The organism is Rhizobium sp. AQ_MP (genome assembly GCF_014237835.1).
Taxonomy (GTDB): domain Bacteria; phylum Pseudomonadota; class Alphaproteobacteria; order Rhizobiales; family Rhizobiaceae; genus Allorhizobium.
Genome location: NZ_JACJVI010000003.1, coordinates 238220 through 264260, shown reverse-complemented (window position 1 = coordinate 264260; position 26041 = coordinate 238220). Strand labels below are relative to the sequence as shown.

The 26041-nt window shown below is 61.8% G+C and carries 13 protein-coding genes; 2 read left to right on the top strand and 11 right to left on the bottom strand.

The annotated features are described in order from the left end of the window. Positions 1 to 20: 20 nt before the first annotated feature. Positions 21 to 8528 carry a GH36-type glycosyl hydrolase domain-containing protein gene (locus H6M51_RS06915; RefSeq protein ID WP_185809152.1) on the top strand — a complete coding sequence of 2836 codons (8508 nt, stop codon included), beginning with the start codon at positions 21 to 23 and terminating at the stop codon, positions 8526 to 8528. Between the two features lie 78 nt (positions 8529 to 8606). Here the strand turns inward: H6M51_RS06915 and pyc are convergent, their stop codons facing one another. Beyond that, positions 8607 to 12068 (bottom strand): pyruvate carboxylase, encoded by a 3462-nt coding sequence (gene pyc, locus H6M51_RS06910; protein ID WP_185809151.1) that lies wholly within the window; start codon positions 12066 to 12068, stop codon positions 8607 to 8609. Positions 12069 to 12185: 117 nt separating this feature from the next. Beyond that, positions 12186 to 12923, bottom strand: a complete 738-nt coding sequence (locus tag H6M51_RS06905) for a LuxR family transcriptional regulator (protein ID WP_185809150.1) — start codon at positions 12921 to 12923, stop codon at positions 12186 to 12188. Between the two features lie 282 nt (positions 12924 to 13205). On the opposite strand from H6M51_RS06905, the gene H6M51_RS06900 reads away from it, so the two are divergent. After that, complete coding sequence (locus tag H6M51_RS06900; RefSeq protein WP_185809149.1) at positions 13206 to 14951, top strand: glucan ABC transporter ATP-binding protein/ permease; 1746 nt, start codon at positions 13206 to 13208, stop codon at positions 14949 to 14951. 14 nt (positions 14952 to 14965) lie between these two features. Here the strand turns inward: H6M51_RS06900 and H6M51_RS06895 are convergent, their stop codons facing one another. The 9 genes from H6M51_RS06895 to H6M51_RS06855 all read right to left on the bottom strand — a co-directional run bounded on the left by H6M51_RS06895 (position 14966) and on the right by H6M51_RS06855 (position 25984). Continuing rightward, positions 14966 to 16504 (bottom strand): cryptochrome/photolyase family protein, encoded by a 1539-nt coding sequence (locus tag H6M51_RS06895; protein WP_185809148.1) that lies wholly within the window; start codon positions 16502 to 16504, stop codon positions 14966 to 14968. After that, complete coding sequence (locus H6M51_RS06890) at positions 16498 to 17214, bottom strand: SDR family oxidoreductase (RefSeq protein ID WP_185809147.1); 717 nt, start codon at positions 17212 to 17214, stop codon at positions 16498 to 16500. The genes H6M51_RS06895 and H6M51_RS06890 overlap by 7 nt, the downstream gene beginning before the upstream one ends. A gap of 68 nt (positions 17215 to 17282) precedes the next feature. After that, positions 17283 to 18089 (bottom strand): alkaline phosphatase family protein, encoded by an 807-nt coding sequence (locus H6M51_RS06885; protein ID WP_185809146.1) that lies wholly within the window; start codon positions 18087 to 18089, stop codon positions 17283 to 17285. Positions 18090 to 18131: 42 nt separating this feature from the next. Next, positions 18132 to 18989, bottom strand: a complete 858-nt coding sequence (locus H6M51_RS06880) for an SDR family oxidoreductase (RefSeq protein WP_185809145.1) — start codon at positions 18987 to 18989, stop codon at positions 18132 to 18134. Positions 18990 to 19107: 118 nt separating this feature from the next. Further along, complete coding sequence (locus H6M51_RS06875) at positions 19108 to 21039, bottom strand: beta-galactosidase (protein ID WP_185809144.1); 1932 nt, start codon at positions 21037 to 21039, stop codon at positions 19108 to 19110. Next, a complete protein-coding gene (locus H6M51_RS06870; protein WP_185809143.1) occupies positions 21039 to 22130 on the bottom strand; it encodes an ABC transporter ATP-binding protein in 1092 nt (363 codons plus the stop codon). The genes H6M51_RS06875 and H6M51_RS06870 overlap by 1 nt, the downstream gene beginning before the upstream one ends. Next, positions 22123 to 24228: an alpha-galactosidase gene (locus H6M51_RS06865; RefSeq protein ID WP_185809142.1), complete on the bottom strand. Its 2106-nt coding sequence runs from the start codon at positions 24226 to 24228 to the stop codon at positions 22123 to 22125. Before H6M51_RS06865 ends, H6M51_RS06870 begins: the two co-directional genes overlap by 8 nt. Beyond that, the gene (locus tag H6M51_RS06860; RefSeq protein WP_185809141.1) at positions 24225 to 25076 is read right to left on the bottom strand and encodes a carbohydrate ABC transporter permease; all 852 of its coding nucleotides are present in this window, start codon (positions 25074 to 25076) and stop codon (positions 24225 to 24227) included. The genes H6M51_RS06865 and H6M51_RS06860 overlap by 4 nt, the downstream gene beginning before the upstream one ends. Beyond that, entirely contained in the window at positions 25076 to 25984 is a 909-nt protein-coding gene (locus H6M51_RS06855; protein ID WP_185809140.1) for a carbohydrate ABC transporter permease, read from the bottom strand. The genes H6M51_RS06860 and H6M51_RS06855 overlap by 1 nt, the downstream gene beginning before the upstream one ends. Positions 25985 to 26041 lie beyond the last annotated feature (57 nt).

Here is a 26041-nt window from a genome sequence, read left to right as displayed (position 1 = left end):
GAACCGAGAACTTATCCTTCATGACGCTGCATGTCCCATCGCGCGACCTCGAAACAAAGCAGATCGACCACAACGATTCCATCAGATCTGCCTACTTCACGATCGAGGAATTGAGGGAAAGTGCGGAATCCCTGGCGCTGAATGGCGCCACGGAACTTCCCGGCCTGATGGATTTTGACTTCTTCGCCCGGCACAAGGAAAACGAGCGCGAGATCCTGCGTGTCTACCGCGCGACCGCCGCTGACGTGGAGGCCGGCGCAACCATCACGCCGGCGGCCGAATGGCTGCTCGACAACCATTATGTGATCGAAGAAGCGATCCAGGAAGTTCGCCGAGACTTCCCGAAGAAGTTCTATCGCCAGCTGCCGACGATGAAGGTGGGCAGCCGCGAAATTCCGCGCACCATGGCGCTCGCTTGGCTTTATGTCGCCCATACCCATTCGACCGTCAGCCAGGAAAGCATGACCGCGCTAGTCGAGGGCTATCAGCAGCATCAGACGCTGGAAATCGGTGAACTCTGGGCGCTGCCCTCGATCGTCCGCTTCGTGCTGGTCGAGAACCTCCGTCGCATTGCGACCCGCGTCGACCGTTCGCGCCGGATGCGCCGTCGCGCCAATGAAGTGGCCGACGAGATCGTCCGCCTCAACGACCCGGTCGCAGCAGCAACTTATCTCAGCCAGATCGAGCAGCTGGCCGACGATAACACCTTCGCGACCCAGTTCCTCTATCGTCTGCGCAACGGCTCGCAGAACACGAGCTTCGCGGTAGAATGGCTGGAAAGCCGTCTGGAAGCAGCCGGCCGCACCGCCCAGGAGGCCATGGACGCCGAGCACAATCGTCTCTCCTCGGGCAATGTGACGATGGGCAACATCGTCCGCGGCCTGCGCGAGATCGACGACAAGGAATGGTCGGTCTGGGTCGAAGAGGTGAGCCATGTCGACCGGGTACTCGGTCAGCACACCGATTACCGTCAGCTCGATTTCGGCTCGCGCAATGCGTACCGCAACACGATCGAAAAGCTGGCGCGCCGCTGTGACCAGACCGAGATCGAGATTGCCCAGACCGCGATCGATCTCGCCACCGAGGCGGCGGGCCCGGAGGGCCATCTCGACGTCGGCAGCTACCTTGTCGGCAATCGCCGCACCGAACTCGAAAATGCGATCGGCTACAGCCAGCCGCTGTCGCGCATCATCACCGATTTCATCAAGCGACTGAACTGGCTCTCGATCGCGGTTCCCGTCATCGCGCTGACGATTGCCGCGCTCGCCGTCATTGGCCATTTCCTCAACCAGATGGCGCTGCCAACCTCGCTCATACTGGTGCTCCTGATCCTCGTATCGCTCCCGGTGTCGGAGGGCGCAACGGGCCTCTTCAACACGCTGGTGACCTTCTTCGTCAAACCCTTCCGCCTGACCGGCTACGAGTTCAAGCAAGGCATTCCCGAGGAAGCCCGCACCCTCGTCGTCGTGCCGTGCATGATCACAAAGCGCGACGATGTCGATGAACTCGTCCGCAACCTCGAAGTCCACTATCTCACCAACCCCCATGGCGAGATCTACTTTGCTCTGCTGAGCGACTGGAAGGACAGCCAGACGGAAGAATCCTCCGCCGACATGGAGGTGCTGGACTATGCCAAGCGCGAGGTGGCGCAGCTCAACAGCCGATACGATTTCGCTGGCAAGACGCGCTTCTATCTCCTGCATCGTCGCCGCCTCTACAACGAGGCGGAAGGTTGCTGGATGGGATGGGAGCGCAAGCGCGGCAAGCTGCACGAGCTGAACCTGCTGCTGCGCGGCGACCGTGACACATCCTATCTGCCTGGTGCCAACATGGTGCCGGAAAACGTGCGCTATGTGATGACGCTCGACGCCGACACGCGCCTGATGCGTGATGCGGTCACCAAGCTCGTCGGCAAGATGCACCACCCGATCAACCGGCCGGTCCACGACGAAAAGACCGGCCGCGTGATCAGCGGTTACGGCGTCCTGCAGCCGCGCGTCACCCCGTCGCTCACGACCGGCAAGGATGCCTCGGTCTTCCAGCGCATCTTCTCGATGAACCGCGGCCTCGACCCTTATGTCTTCACTGTTTCCGACGTCTATCAGGACATCACCGGCGAGGGCACCTTCACGGGCAAGGGCCTCTACGACGTCGATGCCTTCGAAACGGCGATCAAGGGCCGGATCGATGAGAACAGCGTGCTTAGCCACGACCTGCTCGAAGGCTCGTTTGCCCGCTGCGCGTTGGTGACCGACGTCGAACTGGTCGAGGACTTCCCGACCCGCTACGAAGTGGAAATTTCGCGCCAGCATCGCTGGGCCCGCGGCGACTGGCAGTTGATCCCCTATATCGGCGACACCAGCCGCGGCATCACCAGCCTCGGTCGCTGGAAGATGGTCGACAACCTGCGCCGCTCGCTGACCCCGATCGCATGGTACGCGGCCTCGGTTCTCGGCTGGGCCACCATGGACCCGGTCGGCGCCACCATCTGGCAGCTGCTTTTGATTTTCAGCCTTTTCGTTGCACCGACCCTGTCGCTTCTCTCCGGCATCGTTCCGCGCCAGACCGATATCGTTCCGGCAGCCCACTTCCAGACGCTATGGTCGGAAGTCCGCTCGATCAACGCACAGGTCGCGCTGCGCATCGTCTTCATCGCCGACAATGCCTGCATGATGGCCGATGCCATCGCGCGCTCGCTTTACCGCATGCTGGTGAGCCGCAAGCTGCTGCTCGAATGGCGTACCGCCGCAAGCGTTCAGTCGGCAGCCCAGGGCTCGATCGCCTCTTACTATGAGAACATGCGCCATGCGCCGATCCTCGCCATTCTCTCCGTGGGCGTCGCTGCCCTGCCCGGCGGTTATGGCTATCTGATCGGCCTTCCCTTCGCCTTGCTCTGGGTGCTCTCGCCACTGCTTGCCTGGTATGTCAGCCAGTCCGCAGAGACCGAAGACAGCCTGGAAGTCCCTGAGAACGTCTCCTACGAGCTGCGCAAGATCGCCCGCCGTACCTGGCGTTACTACGAAACCTTCACGACAGCGGGCGACAATTATCTGCCGCCGGACAACTTCCAGGAAACGCCTGAGCCGATCATCGCGCATCGCACCTCGCCGACCAATATCGGCGTCTACCTGCTGTCGGTCGTGTCCGCCCGCCATTTCGGCTGGCTCAGCTTCGAGCAGACGATCGAACGCATGGAGCAAACGATTGCGACCGTCGAGCGGATGGAGAAGTATCGCGGCCATCTCTACAACTGGTACTACACCGACACGCTTCAGACGCTCGGCCCGAAATACATCTCGGCCGTCGACAGCGGCAACCTGGCCGGCCATCTGATCGCGATCTCCTCGGCCTGCCGCGAATGGGCGGAAGCCCCCTCCGCCCACCTCCAGGGCAACCTCGATGGTATCGGTGATGTCGGCGGCATCCTGCTCGAAATCCTCGGCCAGCTGCCGGACGACCGCAAGACCGTCCGCCCGCTTCGCCGCCGTCTCGAAGAGCGCATCATCGGCTTCAACACGGCCCTGGCCGCGGTCAAGCGCGAGCACGAATTCGCCTCGATCCGCATCATCAACCTCGCGGTGCTCGCCCGCGACGTCCAGAAGCTTGCGGCCAACCTGCACCACGAAGTGCGCTCCGAACAGAGCGCCGAGGTCGTGCGCTGGACGGAATCCCTCGTGCAGGTCTGTGAAGCGCATATTGCCGACACCGCCTTCGACCTGTCGAACATCGATCCGCTGCGCCAGCGCCTGAACCAGCTCTCGGAACGCGCCCGCAACCTCGCTTTCTCGATGGACTTTACTTTCCTGTTCCGTCCGGAGCGCCGTCTTCTCTCCATCGGCTACCGCGTCGATGCCCGTGAACTGGACGAGGCCTGCTACGACCTTCTGGCGTCGGAATGCCGCCTGACGAGCCTGTTTGCGATTGCCAAGGGCGACCTGCCCACGGAGCACTGGTACCGTCTCGGCCGCCAGGTCGTGCCGATCGGCGCGCGCGCCGCGCTCATTTCCTGGTCGGGCTCGATGTTCGAGTATCTGATGCCGCCGCTCGTCATGCAGGAGCGTCAAGGCGGCATCCTCAATCAGACCAACAATCTGATTGTCATCGAGCAGATGAACCACGGGCGTCGCCTCAACATTCCCTGGGGCATTTCGGAAGCGGCCTTCAATGCCCGCGACCACGAGATGAACTACCAGTACACCAACTTCGGTGTGCCGACGCTCGGCCTGAAACGCGGTCTGGGACAAAACGCCGTGGTGGCGCCCTATGCCTCGATCCTCGCCAGCCAGTATTACCCGGAAGCCGCGCTCGAGAACCTGAAGCGTCTGCGTAAGCTCGGTGCCCTCGGTGCCTACGGCTTCCACGATGCTGTCGACTTCACGCCGACACGTCTGCCGGATGGCAAGAAATGCGCTGTCGTCTACAATTACTATGCCCACCACCACGGCATGTCGATCGCAGCCATCGCCAACGTCGCTTTCAACGGCCGTCTGCGCGCCCTTTTCCACGCCGACCCGGTGATCGAAGCGGCTGAACTTCTGCTGCAGGAAAAGACACCGCGCGAAATCCCGGTCATGAGCGCGAAATACGAACCGCAGACGCCGGGCAAGGGCCAGGCCGACCTGCTGCGCGCCGAAATCCGCACAGTTGAGGACCCGGCCACCAAGGACCGCGAAGTCGTCTTCCTGTCGAACGGCCACTATTCGGTGATGCTGACGGCCACCGGCTCGGGCTTCTCCCGCTGGAACGGACAGTCCGTCACCCGCTGGAAGCCTGATACGACCGAGGACCGCTGGGGCACCTTCCTCTTCCTGCGCGACACCGCGACCAACGAATGGTGGTCGGCAACATCGGCGCCGCGCAGCGCGCCGAATGAAAAGTCCAAGGTCATCTTCGGCGACGACAAGGCCGAGTTCTTCAAGACCGTCGGCGACATCTCGACGAGCCTCGAATGCATTGTCGGCACCGAGCACGATGCCGAGGGCCGTCGTCTGACGATCCTGAACACCGGCACGGAAGACCGTTACATCGAGGTAACGTCCTATACCGAACCGGTGCTGGCCTACGAGGATAGCGACAGCGCACATCCGCTCTTCTCGCGCATGTTCGTGAAGACTGAATTCGGCCGCCGTCGTGATGTCATTCGCGCCGAGCGCAACAAGCGCAGCCCGTCGGATCCCGATATCTGCGTAGCCCATCTGGTGGTGGACAGTGCAGGCCAGGGTCGCCCGACGGAATTCGAGACCGATCGCCGCAAGTTCCTCGGCCGTGGCCGCAGTCTCGGTGAGGCAGCTGCCTTCGATCCCGGTGCGAGCCTCTCCGGCACGGAAGGCTTCACGCTCGATCCGATCCTGAGCCTTCGCCGCGTTGTGCGCGTGCCGGCCGGCAAGAAGGTTCAGGTCATCTTCTGGACCATGGCAGCCCCGAACCGCGAGGAAGTCGACAAGGCGATCGAACGCTATCGCCACCCGGATTCCTTCAGCCACGAGCTGATCCATGCCTGGACGCGTGCCCAGGTGGAGCTCCGCCACATCGGCATCACCTCGCAGCAGGCGGCTGCCTTCCAGCATCTCGGCCGCTACCTCACCTATCCGGACAACCACCTGCGTGCCGACCCGGAAACGGTCCGCAAGGGTTTGAAGTCGCAGTCGGCACTCTGGCCGATGGCGATTTCGGGCGACTTCCCGATCTTTGCGCTGCGCATCAACGATGACATGGACATGGACATCGCCCGCGAAGCGATGAGCGCGCTGGAATATCTGCGCCGTCGCGGCGTCGTGGCTGACCTTGCGATCATCAACGAGCGCGCGACTTCCTATGCCCAGGACATGCAGCACGCACTCGACCAGATGGCGGACAATCTGCGCCACCGCCTGCCGGGCGGTCGCCAGCATGTCTTCACCGTCCGTGACGATCTGCAGGACGAGGGCGCAACGCTTGCCGTGCTTGCCGCTGCCCGCGTGGTTCTGCATACCCGCAACGGCAAGATCGTCGACCAGGTGAACCGAGCCGTCTCGCTGTTTGCGACACCACGTACGATCGACGGCGAAGCTGAATGGGCAGGCCTGCCCCCGGCGCTGCCCGCTCCGTCAAAATCGGCTCAGAAGGCTGACGGTGCCGACCTCGACTTCTGGAACGGCTTCGGCGGCTTCTCGAAAGACGGCAAGCAATATGTCGTCCGTCTCGATGGAACCGCCAGCACGCCGCATCCGTGGATTAATGTCATCGCCAACGAAAGCTTCGGCTTCCACGTCTCGGCAGAGGGCGCCGGCTTTACCTGGAGCCAGAACTCCCGCGATTACCAGGTGACGCCCTGGACCAACGATCCCGTCATCAATCGCCCGGGTGAGGCCTTCTACGTTACCGATCTTGCCAGCGGCCGCGCCTATGCGACGGTGAGTGCGCTCAACCTCGACCCGACGGCGCGTTTCGAGACGCGTCATGGTCTCGGCTACTCGACCTTTGTCAGCAGACACGGCGATCTCGAAATCGAACTGAACCAGACGGTCGATCGCGAGCGTCCGGTGAAGCTCACGAAGATCCGCCTGAAGAATGTCAGCGACGAAGCACGCAAGTTCCGCATCTATGGTTATGCGGAATGGGTGCTGGGCAACAATCCGGCCCGTACCGCACCTTTCGTTCTCTCGACTTTCGATGAAGAAACCGGCGCCCTTCTCGCGTCGAACCCCTACGACATCAACTATCCCGGCCGTTTCGCCTTCCTGGCGGGTCCGGAACAGCCGGATGGCTATACGGCAAGCCGCCGAGAATTCATCGGTCGCAACGGCACGATCAAGCTGCCGCAGGCCGTTGCGCGGGCCTCCGGTCTGAGTGGATCGATCGAGAGCGAAAGCGACCCCTGTGCTGCCATCGCCTTCGATGTCGAGCTGTCGCCCGGCCAGTCCCGCGACATGACCTTCCTGCTCGGCGAGACCGACACGGCGGAAAAAGCGATCGATCTGGTGAAGACTGTCCGTGGCTCCGGCTTCGAGACCATCCTGAAGACCAACACCGATTTCTGGACAGGCTTCACCGGCAAGCTCTCGGTCGAAACCGGCGACAAGGGCTTCGATAACCTCGTCAATCGCTGGCTGCCCTATCAGGCGCTCGCCTGCCGCATCTTCGCGCGGGCCGGCTTCTATCAGGCCAGCGGCGCCTATGGCTTCCGCGACCAGCTTCAGGATACGCTCGCCTTCCTGACCGTCGAGCCGCATCTTGCCCGCAGGCAGATCCTCAACGCCGCTGCCCGCCAGTTCATCGAAGGCGACGTCCAGCATTGGTGGCTGCCGCAGACGGGAGCGGGTGTCCGCACCATGATCTCAGACGACGTCGTCTGGCTCGCCTATGCGATTGATCAGTACGTGTCGACCACGGGCGACGAGGCCATCCTTGCCGAACAGGTTCCGTTCCTCGACGGCCCGGAGCTGAAGCAGGGGCAGCATGACAGCTTCTTCCTGCCGAACACGGCGGCAGAGACGGCGGATCTCTACGAGCATGCCGCCCGCGCGCTGGATCTGGCAATTGCCCGCACCGGCGAACACGGCCTGCCGCTGATCCTCGGTGGTGACTGGAACGACGGCATGAACCGTGTGGGCATCGAAGGTCGCGGCGAAAGCGTCTGGCTGGGCTGGCTTTTGGCGGCAACGCTGGAGCGTTTCAAGGCCCAGGCCGAGAGGCGCGGCGAACGTGAGCGCAGCGCCCGCTGGAGCGACCATGTCGCAAAGCTTAAAGCCGCTCTGGAAACGGCCGGCTGGGACGGTGACCACTATCGTCGCGGCTATTTCGACGATGGCTCGCCGCTGGGGTCGAACGGCTCCCTGCAGTGCCAGATCGATTCCATCGCCCAGTCCTGGAGTGTGCTTTCGGGTCTCGGAGATCCAGCGCATACCGCAAAGGCTCTCGATTCCGCAGTCTCCAAATTGGTCGACACGGAGACGGGCATCGTCCGCCTCTTCACGCCGGCCTTCGAGAAGCCTGAGGTCGATCCGGGCTATATCGGCGCCTATCCGCCGGGTGTGCGTGAGAACGGTGGTCAGTACACCCACGCGGCGATCTGGCTCGGCCTCTCGCTGGTCAAGGCCGGACGCCTCTCCGACGCCTGGCGCGTCTTCGAGCTCTTGAACCCGATCAACCATGCCCGCACGCCGGAAGAAGCAGAGCAGTACCGCGTCGAGCCTTACGTTGTCGCAGCCGACATCTATGGCGGCAGCGGCTATGCCGGTCGCGGTGGCTGGACCTGGTACACGGGCTCTGCCGGCTGGCTCTACCGCTTCGCGGTCGAAGGCTTCCTCGGTATCCGCCGCAAGGGCAGTGACATCGTGGTCACGCCTGCGCTTCCCGAGCACTGGCAGGGCTTCAAGGCGAAGGTCGAAATCGACGGACGCAAGGTCGACGTCGCCGTCACCCGCAAGGCCGAAGGCTATGACGTGACCCTGGATGGCAAGGCCCAGGAGATCGGCCAGGATCTGCCGCCCGCTCCGCCGCCAGCGAAGAAGCCGGCCCGCAAGCCAAAGGTCAAGGCGGCCGAGTAAGCGGTCCCAATAAGCGAAACGAACGAGGCCCCGCCAGCGATGGCGGGGCCTCTTCTCATTGTACTGATGAAAGAGCGATCAGGCGGAATAGACGACCAGCAGGTCCTTGGCGTCGATCTGATCACCGACGCGCACCAGCACTTCCGAAATCGTCCCGTCGCGGTCGGCATGCAGCGCCGTTTCCATCTTCATCGCCTCGATGGAGAGCAGCACGTCACCGGATCTGACCGTCTGACCGGATGAGACGGCAACCTGCGAGATGACGCCCGGCATCGGCGCGCCGAGATGAGCGGCATTGCCGTTCTCCGCCTTCCGGCGGATGGCGCTGCCCGATGCACCATGGGCGCGGTCGGGGACCTTGATGCGGCGCGGCTGACCGTTCAGCTCGAAGAACACGGTGACCATGCCCTTGTCGTCGGTGTGGCCGATCGCCTGGTTGACGATGACGAGCGTCTTGCCCTTTTCGAGATCGACGAACAGCTCTTCACCGGCCGGCAGACCGTAGAAATACTGCGGCGTCGGGATCACAGAAACCGGGCCATACATATCGGCGGCCAGCGCGTAATCCGTGAAGACCTTGGGGTACATCAGATACGAGGCAAACTCGAAATCCGTGACTTCGCGGCCGAGCTTTTCCTCGATCGTCTTGCGCTCGGCATCGAGATCGGCAGGCGGCAGAAGCGAACCAGGGACGGCCGTATAGGGCTGCTCACCCTTCAGCACCTTCTTCTGCAAGGCTTCCGGCCAGCCACCCGGAGGCTGACCGAGATCACCCTTGAGCATCGAGACGACAGAGTCCGGGAAGGCAATGTCCTTGTTCGGATTCTCGACATCGGCAACGGAAAGATCCTGGCTCACCATCATCAGCGCCATGTCGCCGACAACCTTGGAGGACGGGGTCACCTTGACGATGTCGCCGAACATCTGGTTGGCATCGGCATAGGCCTGCGCCACTTCGTGCCAGCGCGTTTCAAGCCCGAGCGAACGGGCCTGTTCCTTGAGGTTGGTGAACTGGCCGCCCGGCATTTCGTGCAGGTAGACTTCCGAAGCCGGCCCCTTGAGGTCGCTTTCGAAGGCCGCGTACTGCGTGCGCACGGCTTCCCAGTAGAAGGACAGACGACGGATCCAGTGCGGATCGAGACCCGGGTCACGCTCGGAGCCACGCAGGGCCTCGACGATGGAGCCGAGGCAGGGCTGGGACGTGTTGCCCGAGAAGGCATCCATGGCGGCATCCACGGCATCCACGCCTGCTTCGACAGCGGCCAGAACCGTGGCCGCGGCAATGCCCGAGGTGTCGTGCGTATGGAAGTGGATCGGCAGGCTGGTCGCTTCCCGCAGCGCCTTGAACAACACCTTGGCCGCACCCGGCTTCAAGAGACCGGCCATATCCTTGACCGCGATGATATGCGCACCGGCCTTTTCGAGATCGGCGGCCAATGACGTGTAGTACTTCAGGTCATATTTCGGACGCGCCGAGTTCAAGAGGTCGCCGGTGTAGCAGATGACCGCCTCGCAGAGTTTGTTCTCCTCGATGACGGCATCCATCGACACGCGCATGTTGTCGACCCAGTTCAGGCAGTCGAAGACCCGGAACAGGTCGATACCGCCCTTGGCTGCCTGGCGCACGAAATACTTCACGACATTGTCGGGATAGTTCTTGTATCCGACGCCGTTGGCACCGCGGAGTAGCATCTGCAGGAGCAGGTTCGGCGCGCCTTCACGCACCAGCTGCAGCCGCTCCCACGGATCTTCCGTCAGGAAGCGCATGGAGACGTCGAAGGTTGCACCACCCCAGCACTCGAGCGAGAAGAGGTTCGGCAGCGCGCGCGCATAGGTATCGGCGACCCTGGCGATATCGTGGGTACGCACGCGCGTGGCCAACAGCGACTGGTGGCCGTCACGCATCGTCGTATCGGTCATCAGGATGCGCTTTTCGTTGCGCATCCAGTCGCCGAACTTCTTCGGCCCGAGCTCGTCGAGCAGCTGCTTCGTACCTGGCTTGATATCGGCATCGATGAAGGGAACGACCGGTTCGGCAGCATCGGCCGGCGGCTTCGGGCGGCCCTTCACTTCCGGATGCCCGTTGACCGTGACGTCGGCGAGATAGGTCAGGAGCTTCGTCGCTCGGTCCTGGCGCTTCACCTGCTGGAAGAGCTCCGGCGTCGTGTCGATGAAGCGGGTTGTGTAGGAGTTATCACGGAAGCTCGGGTGACCGATGATCGCCTCGAGGAAGGTAAGGTTGGTGGCAACACCGCGGATACGGAACTCGCGCAAAGCACGATCCATGCGGCTGATCGCCTCCTGCGGCGTGCTGCCGGATGCCGTAACCTTGACAAGCAGCGGGTCATAGTAGCGGGTGATGATCGCGCCTGAATAGGCGGTACCACCGTCGAGACGGATGCCGAAGCCGGCCGCCGAACGATAGGCGGTGATGCGACCGTAATCCGGAATGAAGTTCTGCTCCGGATCTTCGGTGGTGATGCGGCACTGTAGGGCGTGGCCGTTGAGGCGGATATCCGCCTGATCAGGCACGCCCGATTCCGGCGTACCGATCGCATGGCCATCGAGAATATGGATTTGCGCCTTCACGATATCGATGCCGGTCACGACTTCGGTGACGGTATGCTCCACCTGGATGCGCGGGTTGACCTCGATGAAGTAGAATTTGCCGGTATCGGCATCCATCAGATACTCGACGGTGCCTGCACCGATATAGTTCGTCGCCTTGGCGATACGGAGCGAATAGTCGGCCAGCTCCTGGCGCTGCGCTTCGCTGAGATAGGGAGCCGGCGCGCGCTCGACGACCTTCTGGTTGCGGCGCTGGATCGAGCAGTCACGCTCGAAGAGATGCACGACATTGCCATGCGTATCGCCGAGCACCTGGCTCTCCACATGGCGCGCGCGCTCGACGAGTTTTTCGAGATAGACCTCGTCCTTGCCGAAGGCGGCCTTCGCCTCGCGCTTGGCTTCGGTGACCTCGCGGATCAGATCCTTGGGATCGCGGATCGCGCGCATGCCGCGGCCACCGCCGCCCCAGGAGGCCTTGAGCATGACGGGATAGCCGATCTCGGCGGCGAGGCGATGGATTTCTGCTTCGTCATCCGGCAGCGGATCGGTCGCGGGCACGACCGGCACGCCCACGCTGATCGCCAGATTGCGGGCGGCGACCTTGTTGCCGAGCTGCCGCATGGTGTCGCTCTTCGGGCCGATGAAAATCAGACCTGCATCGTTGCAGGCGTCCACGAATTCAGGACTTTCCGACAGGAGGCCGTAACCCGGGTGAATGGCATCGGCGCCGGACAGCTTGGCGACGCGGATGATTTCGTCGATCGACAGATAGCTTTCGATCGGTCCGAGATCCCTCGAAAGGTGCGGCCCCCGACCAACCTGATAGCTTTCGTCCGCCTTGAAGCGGTGCAGCGCGAGTTTGTCTTCTTCGGCCCAGATGGCGACCGTTTTCAGACCGAGCTCGTTGGCGGCGCGAAAGACGCGGATCGCAATTTCCGAACGGTTGGCGACAAGGATCTTGGATATTGGCAATTCGGTCTCCCCAAAACGATATGCCAGGGCATTGTGCACCTGCGAAGAAAACTCATAGCGCGTTGTTTTAGGAAGTTCAATTTGCCTTGGAAGCTGCGGAGAAGATTCCGCCTCAGCTCATGTGACGAGCCCTAGACGGAAGGACAAAGCCACAACGTGCTGCCGGTTTTTTGCGTTTAGTTTGTCCTGAATACCATTCATGTACCAGTCGACCGTATGGTTGGAGATCTTCAGGATCTTGCTGATTTCATTCGAGGTCAGTCCATCGGCGAGATAGTTCAGCACTTCCATTTCACGCCGGGTCATGCGGGTATCGATCGGCTTGACGGCTTCGGTGTTGTCGGCATGCTTGAATTCAAGCAGACGCCAGTAGGCTTTCTTCGCGACTGCATCAAACAGGGCGATTTCCGTCGGCGACAGATCCACCGGCCGGCCACCGACCGTCATGTTTCCAAGAAGCCCTGTCCGCCCATGGACGGGGAAGATGTAACCATCCATCAATCCAAAGCGCATGCTGTCGCTCAACATCCGTTCCATGCGCTTGCGATGGGGATCATTGCGAAACGCGTGAAGCGCATCACGCCAGCGGAAACCAGCTTGCGCCTGCCCCAGATAGCGGATGGTCGGGTCCATCAAGACATACTTTTTGGCGATGTAAATCTGCGGCCAGCCCTCGGGCCATTGGCCGGTCAGGACAAGATCCATGGGGTTCTCGTCCGGCTTTGGTTGCCGCACCACACCGTAGTATTCGAAACCGTAGCTCCGCACCAGTTTTTCAAGCTCGGACACGAGCTCCGATGCGGTACGAAATTCATCGGCGACGACCAGGAAATGCAGCAACTGATTGATATTCACAAACCTTCTCCGAAATCATCTAAAAAACATCATTAAAAAGCCACGAGTAGAGGTTTGTTCGACCTCCCGAAGCAATGTGAACGTTTATCGCCAATTTGCGTTATGGGAAACTTAAAGCAAGGCTCGTGAGATAGCGTTAGCGTGAGACAACACTCATGAAGGCCGTGACGCGACATCTTGCGGTAGACCGTTTGTGGCATTAGGCATCCTTTCGGGGTGGCCAAGTCGGGCCAGCGAACAATCATGGCGCATGCCGCTTTGAAAGAACGAGGATAAAACAGCTTGTCTCTGCTCCAGGTTTATTTCAAGGCCCTGAAATACCTAGCGCGTTACAGGCTGCGGGTATCCCTGGTCGTCGCCGCAAATATCGTCCTTGCTGTCATAACGATTCTCGAGCCCATACTTTTCGGACGAATCGTCGACGCGATATCGGAAAAGCGCGACGCAACCGGCATTCTGATTGCCTGGGGTTGCTTTGGCGTCTTCAACACGGTCGCCTATGTCCTCGTTGCCCGCCAGGCCGATCGCTTGGCTCACGGCCGCCGCGCGGATCTTCTGACCGAATCTTTCGGCAAGATTATCTCAATGCCGCTTAGCTGGCATCATCAGCGCGGCACCTCGAATGCTTTGCACACACTATTGCGCGCGGGTGAGACGCTTTTCGGCCTCTGGCTCGAATTCATGCGGACTCATCTGGCGACGGCAGTGGCACTTGCACTTCTGATCCCAACCGCCTTCTCGATGGACGTGCGACTGACATCCGTTCTGATTGTGCTTGCCATCCTGTATGTCATCATCGGCAAGACGGTGATGAACCGCACGAAGGAAGGCCAGGCCTCGGTGGAGAGCCATTATCATACGGTCTTTTCGCATGTCAGCGACTCGATCAGCAACGTCTCGGTCCTGCATAGCTACAACCGCATCGAAGCCGAAACCCGGGCCCTGAAGGAATACACGACGAAGCTCTTGTCCGCCCAGTATCCGGTTCTCGACTGGTGGGCGCTGGCCGGCGCCTTGAACCGTATTGCCTCCACGCTGTCGATGCTTGTCATTCTGGTGATCGGCACGCTGCTCGTCCAGCGCGGCGAGTTGAAGGTGGGCGACATCATCGCCTTTACCGGCTTTGCGACCCTGCTGATCTCGCGTCTGGACCAGATGATCGCCTTCGTGAACCAGATCTTCGAAGCGCGCTCAAAGCTCGAGGACTTCTACAAGCTGGAGGATGCCGTTCAGGAACGCGAAGAGCGGGTGGGCGCTGCGGAGCTGAAACAGGTTCGGGGCGACGTCGAGTTCAAGGACGTCTCTTTCGATTTTGCGTCGACCACGCAAGGGGTCCGCGACATCTCCTTCAGCGTCCGCGCTGGCCAGACGGTCGCAATCGTCGGCCCGACGGGTGCCGGCAAAACCACGCTCATCAATCTCCTGCAACGTGTCTACGATCCGCAGTCGGGACAGATCCTGATCGATGGTCAGGACATCGCCAAAGTAACCCGCAAGTCGCTGCGTCATGCGATCGCAACGGTTTTCCAGGACGCGGGCCTTTTGAACCGCTCGATCAAGGACAATATTCGGCTGGGCCGAGAGGATGCGACCGAGGAAGAGATCATCCAGGCAGCCGAGGCAGCCGCAGCGACCGACTTCATCGAAAGCCGCATGATCGGCTACGACACCCATGTCGGCGAACGCGGCAACCGGCTGTCGGGCGGCGAGCGTCAGCGCATCGCGATTGCCCGCGCCATTCTCAAGAACGCCCCGATCCTCGTGCTTGACGAAGCCACCAGCGCGCTGGACGTGGAGACCGAGGCACGCGTGAAGGAAGCGATCGACAGGCTGCGCAAGAACCGGACGACCTTCATCATCGCCCACCGCCTCTCCACGATCCGGGAAGCCGATCTCGTGGTCTTCCTTGATCACGGCCGGGTCATCGAGATGGGCAACTATGACCAGTTGAGCGCACTCGGCGGCCGTTTCACCTCGCTACTGCGCACCAGCGGACTTCTGAAGGAAGAGCCGAGCCCGGCCATTTGAGGTCGAAACAGCCGTCAGAGGGTATTAAGCGTGTCGAGCATCTGCGCCGCATGCTTGCGGATCGCTTCCTGCTTGAACGGGTCCATTCGCCGCCACGTCGCATACATGTTCGATAGCCGGGGGTTTCGAGCGAGCTTTTCCGTGTTGCGATCGAGGAAGTCCCAGTAGAGCGCATTGAAGGGGCAGGCCTTCGGCCCGGTCGTCAGTTTCGGATCGTAGCGGCAGCCGCCGCAGAAATTGCTCATCCGGTCGATATACTTGCCGCTCGCCGCATAGGGTTTGCTGGCCATGATGCCGCCATCGCCATAAAGCGCCATGCCGAGCGTGTTCGGCAACTCGACCCATTCATAGGCGTCGGAATAGACCGCGAGGTACCATTCGCAGACCTCCGCCGGATCGATGCCGGCCAGCATGGCAAAATTGCCCGTTACCATCAGTCGCTGGATGTGATGCGAGTAGGCATGCTCGATCGTGTCCCCGATCGCACCCTGCATGCAGGCCATCTCGGTCTTTGCCGTCCAGTACATCTGGGGCAGCGGGCGGGAGGCCGAGAGATGGTTCAGGCCGGCATAATCAGGCATCTCCGTCCAGTAGATGCCGCGCACATATTCGCGCCAGCCGAGGATCTGGCGAATGAAGCCTTCGACCGCATTGAGCGGCGCACGTGCCTCGAACCATGCGGCCTCCGCCCGGCGGATGACATCGATCGGCAGCAGCAATCCGGCATTGATGTAGGCGGAGATGAGCGAGTGGTAGAGATAGGGCTCGCCCTTGACCATAGCGTCCTGGTAGTCGCCGAAGTTTGGCAGGATCTCGTCAATGAACTGCTGCAACTCGATCTGCGCCTGGCCAGCAGTCACGGCGAAATGGAAGCTGTCGAGTGATCCCATATGATCGGCAAAACGCTGTCCGACCAATGCCAGAACGGATTTCGTGATGTCGTCCTTGGCATGACTGATCCGCTTCGGCCCTCTCAGCCCCTCATCCGGCGGCTTGCGGTTTTCAGCATCGAAATTCCACTTGCCGCCGACAGGCTCCTCACCCTCCAGCAGCACCCGATGCCGCCGACGCATGTCGCGATAGAAATACTCCATGCGCAGCTGCTTGCGGCCCTTGCGCCAGGTGCGGAAGTCCTCGATCGGACAGAGAAAGCGATCGTCTTCGCGGATCTCGACGGGCACGCCGAGATCCGTTTCCCAGCCCCGCATCTCCTCGGCCAGACGCCATTCGCCGCATTCCGTGGCGATGACTGCGGAAGCGCCGCTCTCGGCAAGCGCGCGGGCAAGCTCACCTTTGAGGCTCTGAGTGTTCTCGGGGTCATCAAGCGTCACATAGCGGACCTGGAACCCCGTCTGCCTTAGCTCTTCGGCGAAGTGCCGCATGGCGGAAAAGAGAAAGGCGATCTTCTTCTTGTGATGCTTCACATAGGTCGCCTCGCTCATGACTTCCGCCATCAGCACCAGCGAGGTTTCCGGATCGGCATCGGCAAGGCCAGACAGCGAATGCGTAAGCTGGTCGCCGAGAACGAGATGGATACGCGATGCCTTCACCATTCGATCGGCTGGCCGTCATAGGCGAAGAAGCCGCCGGTCTGGGCAGGCTCAAGGCCATCAAGCACCGAAAGCATCATGGCGACACTTTCGGATGGCTGGATCTTGTCATGTGTCTTGGAGAAGCCGCCGGAAAAGCCGGTATCGACGGAGCCGGGATGCAAGGCGACCACCACGCTTTTCGGTCGGAGACGGGCAATCTCGATCGCCGAGGTGCGGGTGATCTGGTTGAGGGCCGATTTCGCCGAGCGATAGGAGATCCAGCCGCCGAGCTTGTTGTCGCCAATCGAGCCGACCCGCGCCGACAGCGTGGCAAACACGCTCTTGCCCTCGTTGGAGAGCAGCGGCGCGAAGTGCTTCAGTGCCAGCGCCGGGCCGATGGCGTTCAGCGCAAACTGCGCCGCCATCACATCCGCCTGGATCGCCTTGATCGTCTTTTCCGGGCCATTGCCATTGATGACGAGCGCACCCGTCGCACAGAGAATGAGATCGAATTTCTGACCTGCTTCCAAAAACAGGGCTGCCGCCGCCCCCACAGAGGAATCATCCGTGATATCAAACCCGTCACGACTGCGAGAGAGTTCCATCACACGGCCACAGGCAGGATCGGCCTTGATCGCGGCAGCAAACGCGCCGCCGATGCCCCCGCTTGCGCCAAGGACGAGGGCACGGTAGCCGGGATTGAGGGACGTCATTCCGGAAAAGTCGGACATCTGGATCTCCTGCGGGTCTGTGCTACCCACTACGGCAGGCAGCCAAACCGGATCAGGCACACATTGTCTCAGAGGCGCTCCACGGTCCCGCCAAAGGCCGGCATGTCGCCGGGATCAATGTCCATCAACCGGCAGACGAGGCCGGCAATCTGGATCTGCTGCAGCAGGGCCGCTTTCTCGACCCGGAAGCCGACCGTGTAGAAGGGCACTTCCGTCTCCTCCGGCGTCGGCCCGGCATGATTGCCGTCGTCACCCATGCCGTGATCTGCCGTGACGATGACGCCGTAACCGGCCTCGAGCCAGCCAGGCACATGCCGCGCAAGCAGATCGCCCTGCAAGCGCGCCGCATTGCGATAATCGACACTGTAGCCCCCATGCTTGTGCCCGGCATCATCGACATTCATCGGGTGGAGCAGCAGGAAATCGGGCGCCTTGGACCGAATGAGCCATTCGGCATCGGCGAAGAGATGGCTGTCGGGATAGGCATCGTCCCAATAGAAAACACCATGGCTGATATCGCCTGTACCATCGACGAGAATGCGGTCGCGATACCGGTCGAACGGGCAGGAGACATAAAGCTCGGACACCCAGTGATAGGCGGCAGCAGCGGTCACGCCACCCTGGGCCCTGACCCGCGCGAAGAGATTGTCCCCCATCGAACGGCGCACCACGCCATTGCTGACCACGCCATGGTCTACGGGCTTTCGCCCGGTCAGCAAGGTCTCATAGAGCGGCCGCGACATGGCGGGCAGTTCGCAGGTCAGCTTGCGCACATCCGCCCGCCCCGCAGCCACGAGCCCTTCCATATAGCCGAGACAGGAGCGGGCCACGTCGTAGCGCAGCCCGTCGAGAATGATCAGGATCACTTTGTTCATGGCGCGCAACTTGCCACGCCGCGCGCCAAAGGCAAGGCCGACTTAGAGAATCGGCTTTCCGCCGGTGACGGCGATCGTCGCGCCGGACACATAGCTGGAAAGCGGATCTGCGAGCATCACATAGGCCGTCTGCAATTCCGCCGGCTGGCCGGGGCGCTGCATCGGCACCTGCTTGCCGAAGTTCTTGACTGAATCTTCCGGCATCGTCGACGGAATAAGCGGCGTCCAGATCGGACCGGGCGCAACGCAGTTGGCCCTGATCTTCTTCTCCGCCAGCATTTGCGCAAGCCCGGCGGTGAAGTTCTGGATCGCACCCTTGGTCGTCGCATAGGCGAGAAGATGGGGGCTCGGACTATCCGAATTGATCGACGCCGTGTTGATGATCGAACCGCCGTTTTTCATATGCGGCACGGCAGCCTTGGTCAGGTAGAACATCGCGTGGATGTTGACGCGGAAGGTGAGTTCCCACTCCTCATCCGGGATTTCAGTGATGTCCTCGAATGTCGCCTGATGGGCAGCATTGTTGACAAGAATGTCCACGCCGCCGAGTTCGCGAACCGCAGTGTCGACGATCTCCCGGCAATGATCGGCATTCTGGATGTCACCCCGAACCAGCACGGCCTTTCGGCCCGCTTTCTCCACCCATTGGGCGGTATCCTGTGCGTCCTCATCTTCTTCGATATAGGAAATCAGCACATCGGCACCTTCCCGCGCATAGGCAATCGCCACCGCACGGCCGATCCCGCTGTCGCCACCGGTGATGATGGCCTTCAGGCCCTCGAGCTTTCCAGAGCCCCTGTAACTCTCCTCGCCGTGGTCCGGCCGGGGATTCATGTCGGCGGTACGGCCCGGCATGGGGACCTTGTCCTGCGAGAACGGCGGTGTTGGGTAATCGGCCATCGGTCTGTCTCCTCGTGTGGGTTCGAGGGTCAAACCGGTGAGCCATGGTTGAGTTCCGGAATTCGATCCGGGCAAGACGGGAAGGCCGGCGTGATGCCGGCCTTCGAGAGCTTTGAGATCAGGTCCGCCAGGCGGCGACTGCCTGCGGTTTCAGGACGGGCTCGCCAAGCACCGGGTCGGCATCTGCAGGCAGCGCCCAGTCTTGCGTGCCGTAGTTGAAGGCGAAGACGAGGTCACCGCGGCGACGGATACGGATGAAGTCGGGTACGCGCAGCGTCGCAACGCCGGCCTTCTTCGTGGCCAGTTCCAGCACCTCGGCGAGAAGTCCGGCATCCGCCCAGCAGGCGAGATAGAGCACCTTGCCCTTCTCGGTGAGAGCCGGATCGCCATTGTCGAAGGTCGCCAGCACCGAGGCCGAGGTCTCCAGATATTCCCGCCAACGGATCGCATGACCCGAAACCGCACCGGAAACGCCATCCGAGAGACCCGGACGCATGGAGGAGACCTGAATGACGCGATTGCCTGTGAGTGCGCCGAGCGGACCCGGCGGCAGGTTTTCCGGTATGCGGAAATTGCGGTCGCGCGAACCCGTGCGCGCACCGATCACCACAACACCTTTGGTCTTCTCAAGCTCGGCCCGCGCGGCTTCAGTCACTTCCGTCATGCAGGGCACGACAACGAGCGGATAGCCCTCGAGCGACGCGCCCGGACGGACGAAGTCAACGTTCAGGCCGAGATGGCGCAGCGCCTCATACCAGCGGAAGCAGAGTTCCTCGTAGCGGAAATCCTTGCCCTGCGGCTGGATCATCGTCGACCAGTAGCTCTGATAGTCGAAGACCAGTGCCACGGGTGCCTGGCTCGTTTCGGGAAGCGCCCCGAGAGCCGCAAGTTCGTCCGAGACCCGCATGGCTTCCTTGCCGCCCGGCGACCACTCGTCGAGACCCGGCAGGTTCAGACCCGCATGCATCTGCTCCTGCGCAAACGGTGCCTGACGCCAGCGGAAATAGCTGACGACGTCTGCTCCATGTGCCAACGCCTCCCAGGTCCACAGACGCACCATACCGGGCTTCGGCACGGGGTTCCACGGCGCCCAGTTCACCGGACCCGGCTGCTGCTCCATCACCCAGAAGCGACCCTTGCCGACCGCGCGATAGAGATCGTGGTGATAGGGCGCGATATCGGGATGCGAGGTTTCGGCCCAGCGATTGCGCTCGTCTTCGGTGAAGGGGAACTTCTCGACGAAGCCGATCGGATAACTGTCCCAGGAGGCGAGATCGAGATTGTCGCCAACCTTGAAGTGGTCGAAGTCGGACACGAAGCCCATGAAGTTATGGGTGATCCAGCGACCGGGCGAATGCTTGCGGATGATCTCGCACTGCATCTTGTCATAGGCCGCGACCTGGTCGGAATGGAAACGCCAGAAGTCCAGACGCGTCGCCGGGTTCGGTTCGGTGACCGTCAGGTTCGGCAGGGCGACGTCATCGAAGCTTGTGAGCTCCATCGACCAGAAGACCGAGCCCCAGGCTTCGTTCAGCTGATCGGTCGACTGGTAGCGCAGCCGCAGCCAGCGCTTGAAGCTCTTCAGATCCTCGGCCCCCCAGGAGAGGGTTGTATCGTGGCAGCCATATTCATTGTCAGTCTGCCAGCCGACGATGCCGGGGTGCTCGCCATAGCGCTTGGCGACCATCTCGACGATCCGCGCGCTTTCCTTCCACCAGGTCTCCGACGAGAAGGTATAGTGACGGCGCGAGCCGAAGCCGCGCGGGCGGCCGTGTTCGTCATAGGGAATGATATCGGGGCATTCGTCCACCAGCCACTTGGGCGGAGTCGCGGTCGGCGTGCCCAAGACGACCTTCAGGCCCGCTTCATGCAGCACGTCGATCGCCCGGTCGAGCCATTCGAAGGTGAAATTGCCACGCGAGGGCTCCAAACGAGACCAGGCGAACTCGCCGATGCGCACGAAGGAAATGCCGATTTCGCGCATTCGGCGCGCGTCGGTTCGCCACCGGCTTTCGTCCCAGTGTTCCGGATAGTAGCAGACGCCCAGCATTATCGTGTCAGATCCCCATTGATGACGGCCTTGCCGTCCTTATCGAACAGATGGCAGGCCTTGGCATTGATGCCGAGGCGCAGCGTCTGGCCGGGCTTCTCGCTGGCCAGACCATCGGCCTTCACCGCAAGCTCCGAGCCATCGGCAAGCGTGACGAAGAACAGCGTCTCAGATCCCAGATATTCCGCGAGCTTGACGGTCGCCTCGATGACGACATCGCCCTTGCCGGTCGCGTCGATATGCTCGGGGCGCAGGCCGAAGGTCAGTTCGCCAGCCGGAACGCTCGCCCCATGCGTCGGGATCGAGATCTCGCCACCCGGCAGACGCACCACGGCAACACCGTCGGCAGCCGAAGCCTGAACCTTCAGGAAGTTCATCTTCGGCGAGCCGATGAAGCCGGCAACGAACAGGTTGTTCGGGCGGTGGTAGAGTTCGAGCGGCGAACCGACCTGCTCGATCTTGCCGGCAGACAGCACGACGATCTTGTCGGCCATGGTCATGGCCTCGACCTGGTCATGCGTCACGTAGATCATCGTCGCCTTGAGGTCCTGATGCAGCTTGGAAAGCTCCGTGCGCATCTGGACGCGCAGCGCCGCATCGAGGTTCGACAGCGGCTCGTCGAACAGGAAGACTTCCGGATTGCGCACGATGGCGCGGCCGATGGCGACGCGCTGGCGCTGGCCGCCGGAAAGCTGGCCGGGCTTGCGCTGCAGAAGCGGCTCAAGCTGCAGCATCTTCGCGGCAACGGCGGTGCGCTCCGCAATCAGAGCCTTGGAATGGCCGGTCATCTTCAGGCCGAAGCCGATGTTTTCCTCAACCGTCATGTGCGGGTAGAGCGCATAGGACTGGAAGACCATGGCAACGCCGCGCTCGGAGGGGCCGATGCTGGTCATGTCCTGGCCACCGATCGCCAGCGAACCGGAGGTGATCTCCTCAAGGCCCGCAATCAGGCGCAGAAGCGTGGACTTGCCGCAGCCGGAGGGGCCGACGAAGACGCAAAACTCGCCGTCCTTGACGTCGAGGTCCACACCCTTGATGACGCTGAGCGCGCCGAACTGTTTCTTGACGCCACGCAGGCTTACATCAGCCATGGGTCTTGCCTCCCTTGATCGGTTCGAGTTCGAGGAGAAGAGCGCTTTCGGGCGTCAGCATCGGCAGCGGCAGGCCGGCAAGTCCGGCACTGGAAAGCGCGAAGGTGACGGCACCGGAAAGCAGCGCCTTCTGGCCCTCGGAGATGCGGATGAATTGCGGTTCTGCCGGCAGCACGGTCTTGATCCGCCACTGGCCGCCGAACTGGGTGATCTCATCGGGCAGACGCAGAGGTGCTGGCTGTTCGCCCACCATCTGCGGTCCCTGGGCGACGATCACCACGATTTTCTCGGCCGAAGCCGCACCCCAGACATAGCGACCGTCCAGCGGCTCCATGCGGAAACTGGCGCTCGGCGCATGGAAGAGATCGCGCAGCCGCTTGTAGGTCTCGATATAGACCTTGAGTTCGACGCGTTCCTCATCGGTGAGTTCGAGCGGGTTCAGCTCCACACCGAGATGATAGGCGATGGCCACGAGCGCCCGGAAGGCAAGCGTGTGCCGACGACCGGTCTGATGGTTCGGCGAGGCCGAGATATGGCTGCCGAGAATTTCCGGCGGCACGAAGACCGAAGCGCCGCGCTGGATTTCCAGCCGCTCCAGCGCATCCGTGCAATCCGACGTCCAGACGCGATGGGTGCGCTTTAAGGCGCCGTAATCGATACGTCCGCCACCGGAGGCGCAGCTTTCGATTTCGACATTGGGGTGAGCCGCACGAACGCGGTCCATCAGCGCATAGACGGCGCGGGTCTGGGCGGCAGTCTTCGCCTTGCCGTCGCGACCGGCCGCATGCGTCAGATCGCGGTTCATGTCCCACTTGATGTAGGAGACGGCATGGTTCGACAGTACGGCGTCGATCTTGCCGAAGAGATAGTCGGAGACCTCGGGACGCGTCAGATCCAGCACCAGCTGGGTGCGCGATTCCAGGATCGGACGGCCCTCGATCGTCAGTGCCCAGTCGGGATGCGCCTTGTAGAGCTCGGAGACCGGGTTCACCATCTCAGGCTCGAACCAGATGCCGAACTGCATGCCAAGCCCTGTGACATGATCGACCAGCGGCTTCAGGCCATCGGGATATTTGCGCGCATCGATGTCCCAGTCGCCAAGGCTGGTCGTGTCGTTGTCGCGTTTGCCGAACCAGCCGTCGTCGAGCACGAAACGCTCGATACCGAGCTCGGCTGCGGCTGTCGCCTGGGCCTTGAGCGAGTCCATCTGGTGGTCGAAGTAATTGCCTTCCCAGGTGTTGAGCGTCACCGGGCGCGGCGTCATCCGGCCACCCGGCCAGTCGATCAGCTCTTCGCGCACGAAGGCGTGGAAATCTTCCGTATCGGCCCCGGCATAGGCAACCGGGCTCTCATAGCTTTCACCCGGCGCAAGAATGATCTCACCCGGCTCGAACAGCTCCCCGAGATGCACGAGGCGGCGGCCGTCATCCGTCCGGTCGATCACCATCTGGTGGTTGCCGCTGAAGCCGAGTGTCACGCCGAAGATCTGGGTCTCGCTCTCGATGAACAGCATCGGGAAGCGATCATGCGAGGTGCGACCGCGACGGTTTTCCTGGATCCAGGTACCGTTGCCCAAAAGCTCGCGCCGCGTCTGGAACTCACGCCCCCAGATGCCGGTGAAGCTCATCACCTGCAGGTCACCTGCCGGCGCAAGGAAGGTGCCGGCCATGCAGCGGTCGAGCTGATAGTCCGTGTCGCCGCGATTGGTCAGCTTCGTCGCCATCGAGATGAGGCCGGAAGGATGGGCGGTCAGGGTGATCGACAGGGCGAGCTTCGCGACAGGATCGATGCCGGCGAGGATGGTGTGATGCCCGTCGCGGAAGAATTCCCACTGGCCGAACTGGGCGACAAAATCGCGGCCCCCGCGGTGACCTGCAATCGCCGGCCAGCCGAAGAAGCCCATGCCGCCTGTTGGCAGCAGAACGTATGATGGGACAGCCACATCCATGCCGTTGACTCGGCTCGATCGTTCGATTTCGAACAGGGGATCGGTTTCTGCCGGTTCTGCCCCAAAAGACAGGATTTCCGGCATGCCGAGTTCGGGCAGGCGCAGGCTCAGCGCCAGCTGTCCCGAATCGATGGTGACAATCTTGCTCATCCCTTGGTCGCTCCGAGTGTGAGGCCGGCAATGAAGTGGCGCTGCATGAGGAAGAACATCGCGACCGGCGGCAGGGCCGCAACGATCGATCCGGCGGACACCAGATGCCAGGCGGCAACCCACTGGCCGTTCAGCGAATAAAGACCTGCCGTCACCGGCATGGCGTGCTGGCCCTGCACGAGCACGGTCGCCCAGAAGTAGTCGTTCCAGACGAAGGTGAAGATCAGGACGGAGAGGGCGGCGATGGCCGGGCGCATCAGCGGCAGCACGATGTAGCGGAAGATCCGCCATTCCGAGACACCCTCGACGCGCGCCGATTCGATCAGCGCAAAGGGCAGGCCCTTGATGAAGTTGCGCATGAACAGCGTGCAGAAACCGGTCTGGAAGGCGACGTGAAAGAGCACGAGGCCCATGGTCGTGTCGTAGAGACCCGCGCGCAGCGTCATGTCGCGAACCGGAACCATCAGGATCTGGAACGGGATGAAGTTGCCGGCGACGAACAGGAAGAACAGGACGAGATTGCCCTTGAACTTGTAGACCGCCAGCGCGAAGCCGGTGAGGCAGGACAGCGCCACCGCGCCGATCACCGTCGGGATCGTCACCTTGAACGAGTTGAGAATGTAATAGCCGATCGGCGAGTTGTTGAAGACCGCCGAATAGTTCTCGAAACCGGCGAAACCCGAGGGGATGCCAAAGTAGTTGCCGGCGGCGAGGTCACCGGCTGGGCGTACCGATGTGATCGCCACGCCGATCAGCGGCAGAAGCCAGAGGAAGAGGGCAACCGGCAGCAGGATCTTGTACGCCGTCTGCGCAAAGGGCGAGGCCTTCTGGATCGGAGTGGGGAACATCAGGCGTTCCTTTCCTGGGCGAGCATGCGAACGATGAAGAGCGAGATGAAGACCATCATGATCAGGAACAGCACGACCGCGATCGATGCGCCGTAACCCATGCGGAAGCCATATTCGGAGAGCGCCTGCTCATACATGAAGTAGGAGAGAACCTGGCTCGATCCGTAGGGGCCGCCTGCCGTCATGATCGACACGAGGTCGAAGGAGCGCAGCGAGCCGATGACCGTCACGACCATGGCGATGAAAGTGGCCGGCGCGAGCTGCGGCAGGATCACGTACCAGAGCAGCTTCAGGCCCTTGGCACCGTCCATGCGGGCGGCCTCGACCTGCTCCGGATTGATGTTGTTGAGGCCGGTCAGGTAGAGGATCATGCAATAGGCCGTCTGCGGCCAGAGGCCCGCGACGATAATGCCGTAAGTCACGAAGCGCTCGTCGGCGAGGACGGCAAACTGTTGACCGGTGACCAGTTCGACGAGCTTCGAAAAAAGGCCGAAGTCCGGGGCATAGAACCAGGTGAACATCAGGCCGACGACGACCTGGCTGATCACGAAGGGGAAGAAGAACAGGGACTTGTAAAGGCGAATGCCGGCGACCGTCTGATTGAGGAAGAGCGCGACGGCGAGGCCCGCGGGGATCGCCAGCAGATACAGAACAAGCCAGATCAGATTGTTCTCGAGCGAGATGTAGAAGGAATCATCGTCGAGCAGTTCGACATAATTGCCGAGCCCGATCCAGGTCATCGCACCGAGACCGTCCCAGTCGTGGAAGCTGATCCAGATCGACTGAAAGATCGGGACGAGCACGTAGATCACGAACATCAGCATGCCGGGCGCGAGGAAGAGAATCGGCGCGAGCGTCTGCTGGTTGCGCTTCCAGAAGCTGGAAGTCGTTGGAACGGTGTTGCTCATGGCGGCACCTCTGAGGAAACGGGAAACGGCAACCGGATGCCATGGGCCCAGGGGACC

Bases quoted from the DNA above. Each gene is read 5' to 3' on its own strand.
- H6M51_RS06870 (WP_185809143.1), bottom strand. From the start codon at position 22,130: ATGGCTGATGTAAGCCTGCGTGGCGTCAAGAAACAGTTCGGCGCGCTC.
- H6M51_RS06890 (WP_185809147.1), bottom strand. From the start codon at position 17,214: ATGTCCGACTTTTCCGGAATGACGTCCCTCAATCCCGGCTACCGTGCC.
- H6M51_RS06880 (WP_185809145.1), bottom strand. From the start codon at position 18,989: ATGGCCGATTACCCAACACCGCCGTTCTCGCAGGACAAGGTCCCCATG.
- H6M51_RS06860 (WP_185809141.1), bottom strand. From the start codon at position 25,076: ATGTTCCCCACTCCGATCCAGAAGGCCTCGCCCTTTGCGCAGACGGCG.
- H6M51_RS06875 (WP_185809144.1), bottom strand. From the start codon at position 21,039: ATGCTGGGCGTCTGCTACTATCCGGAACACTGGGACGAAAGCCGGTGG.
- H6M51_RS06855 (WP_185809140.1), bottom strand. From the start codon at position 25,984: ATGAGCAACACCGTTCCAACGACTTCCAGCTTCTGGAAGCGCAACCAG.
- H6M51_RS06915 (WP_185809152.1), top strand. From the start codon at position 21: ATGACGCTGCATGTCCCATCGCGCGACCTCGAAACAAAGCAGATCGAC.
- H6M51_RS06885 (WP_185809146.1), bottom strand. From the start codon at position 18,089: ATGAACAAAGTGATCCTGATCATTCTCGACGGGCTGCGCTACGACGTG.
- H6M51_RS06865 (WP_185809142.1), bottom strand. From the start codon at position 24,228: ATGAGCAAGATTGTCACCATCGATTCGGGACAGCTGGCGCTGAGCCTG.
- H6M51_RS06895 (WP_185809148.1), bottom strand. From the start codon at position 16,504: ATGGTGAAGGCATCGCGTATCCATCTCGTTCTCGGCGACCAGCTTACG.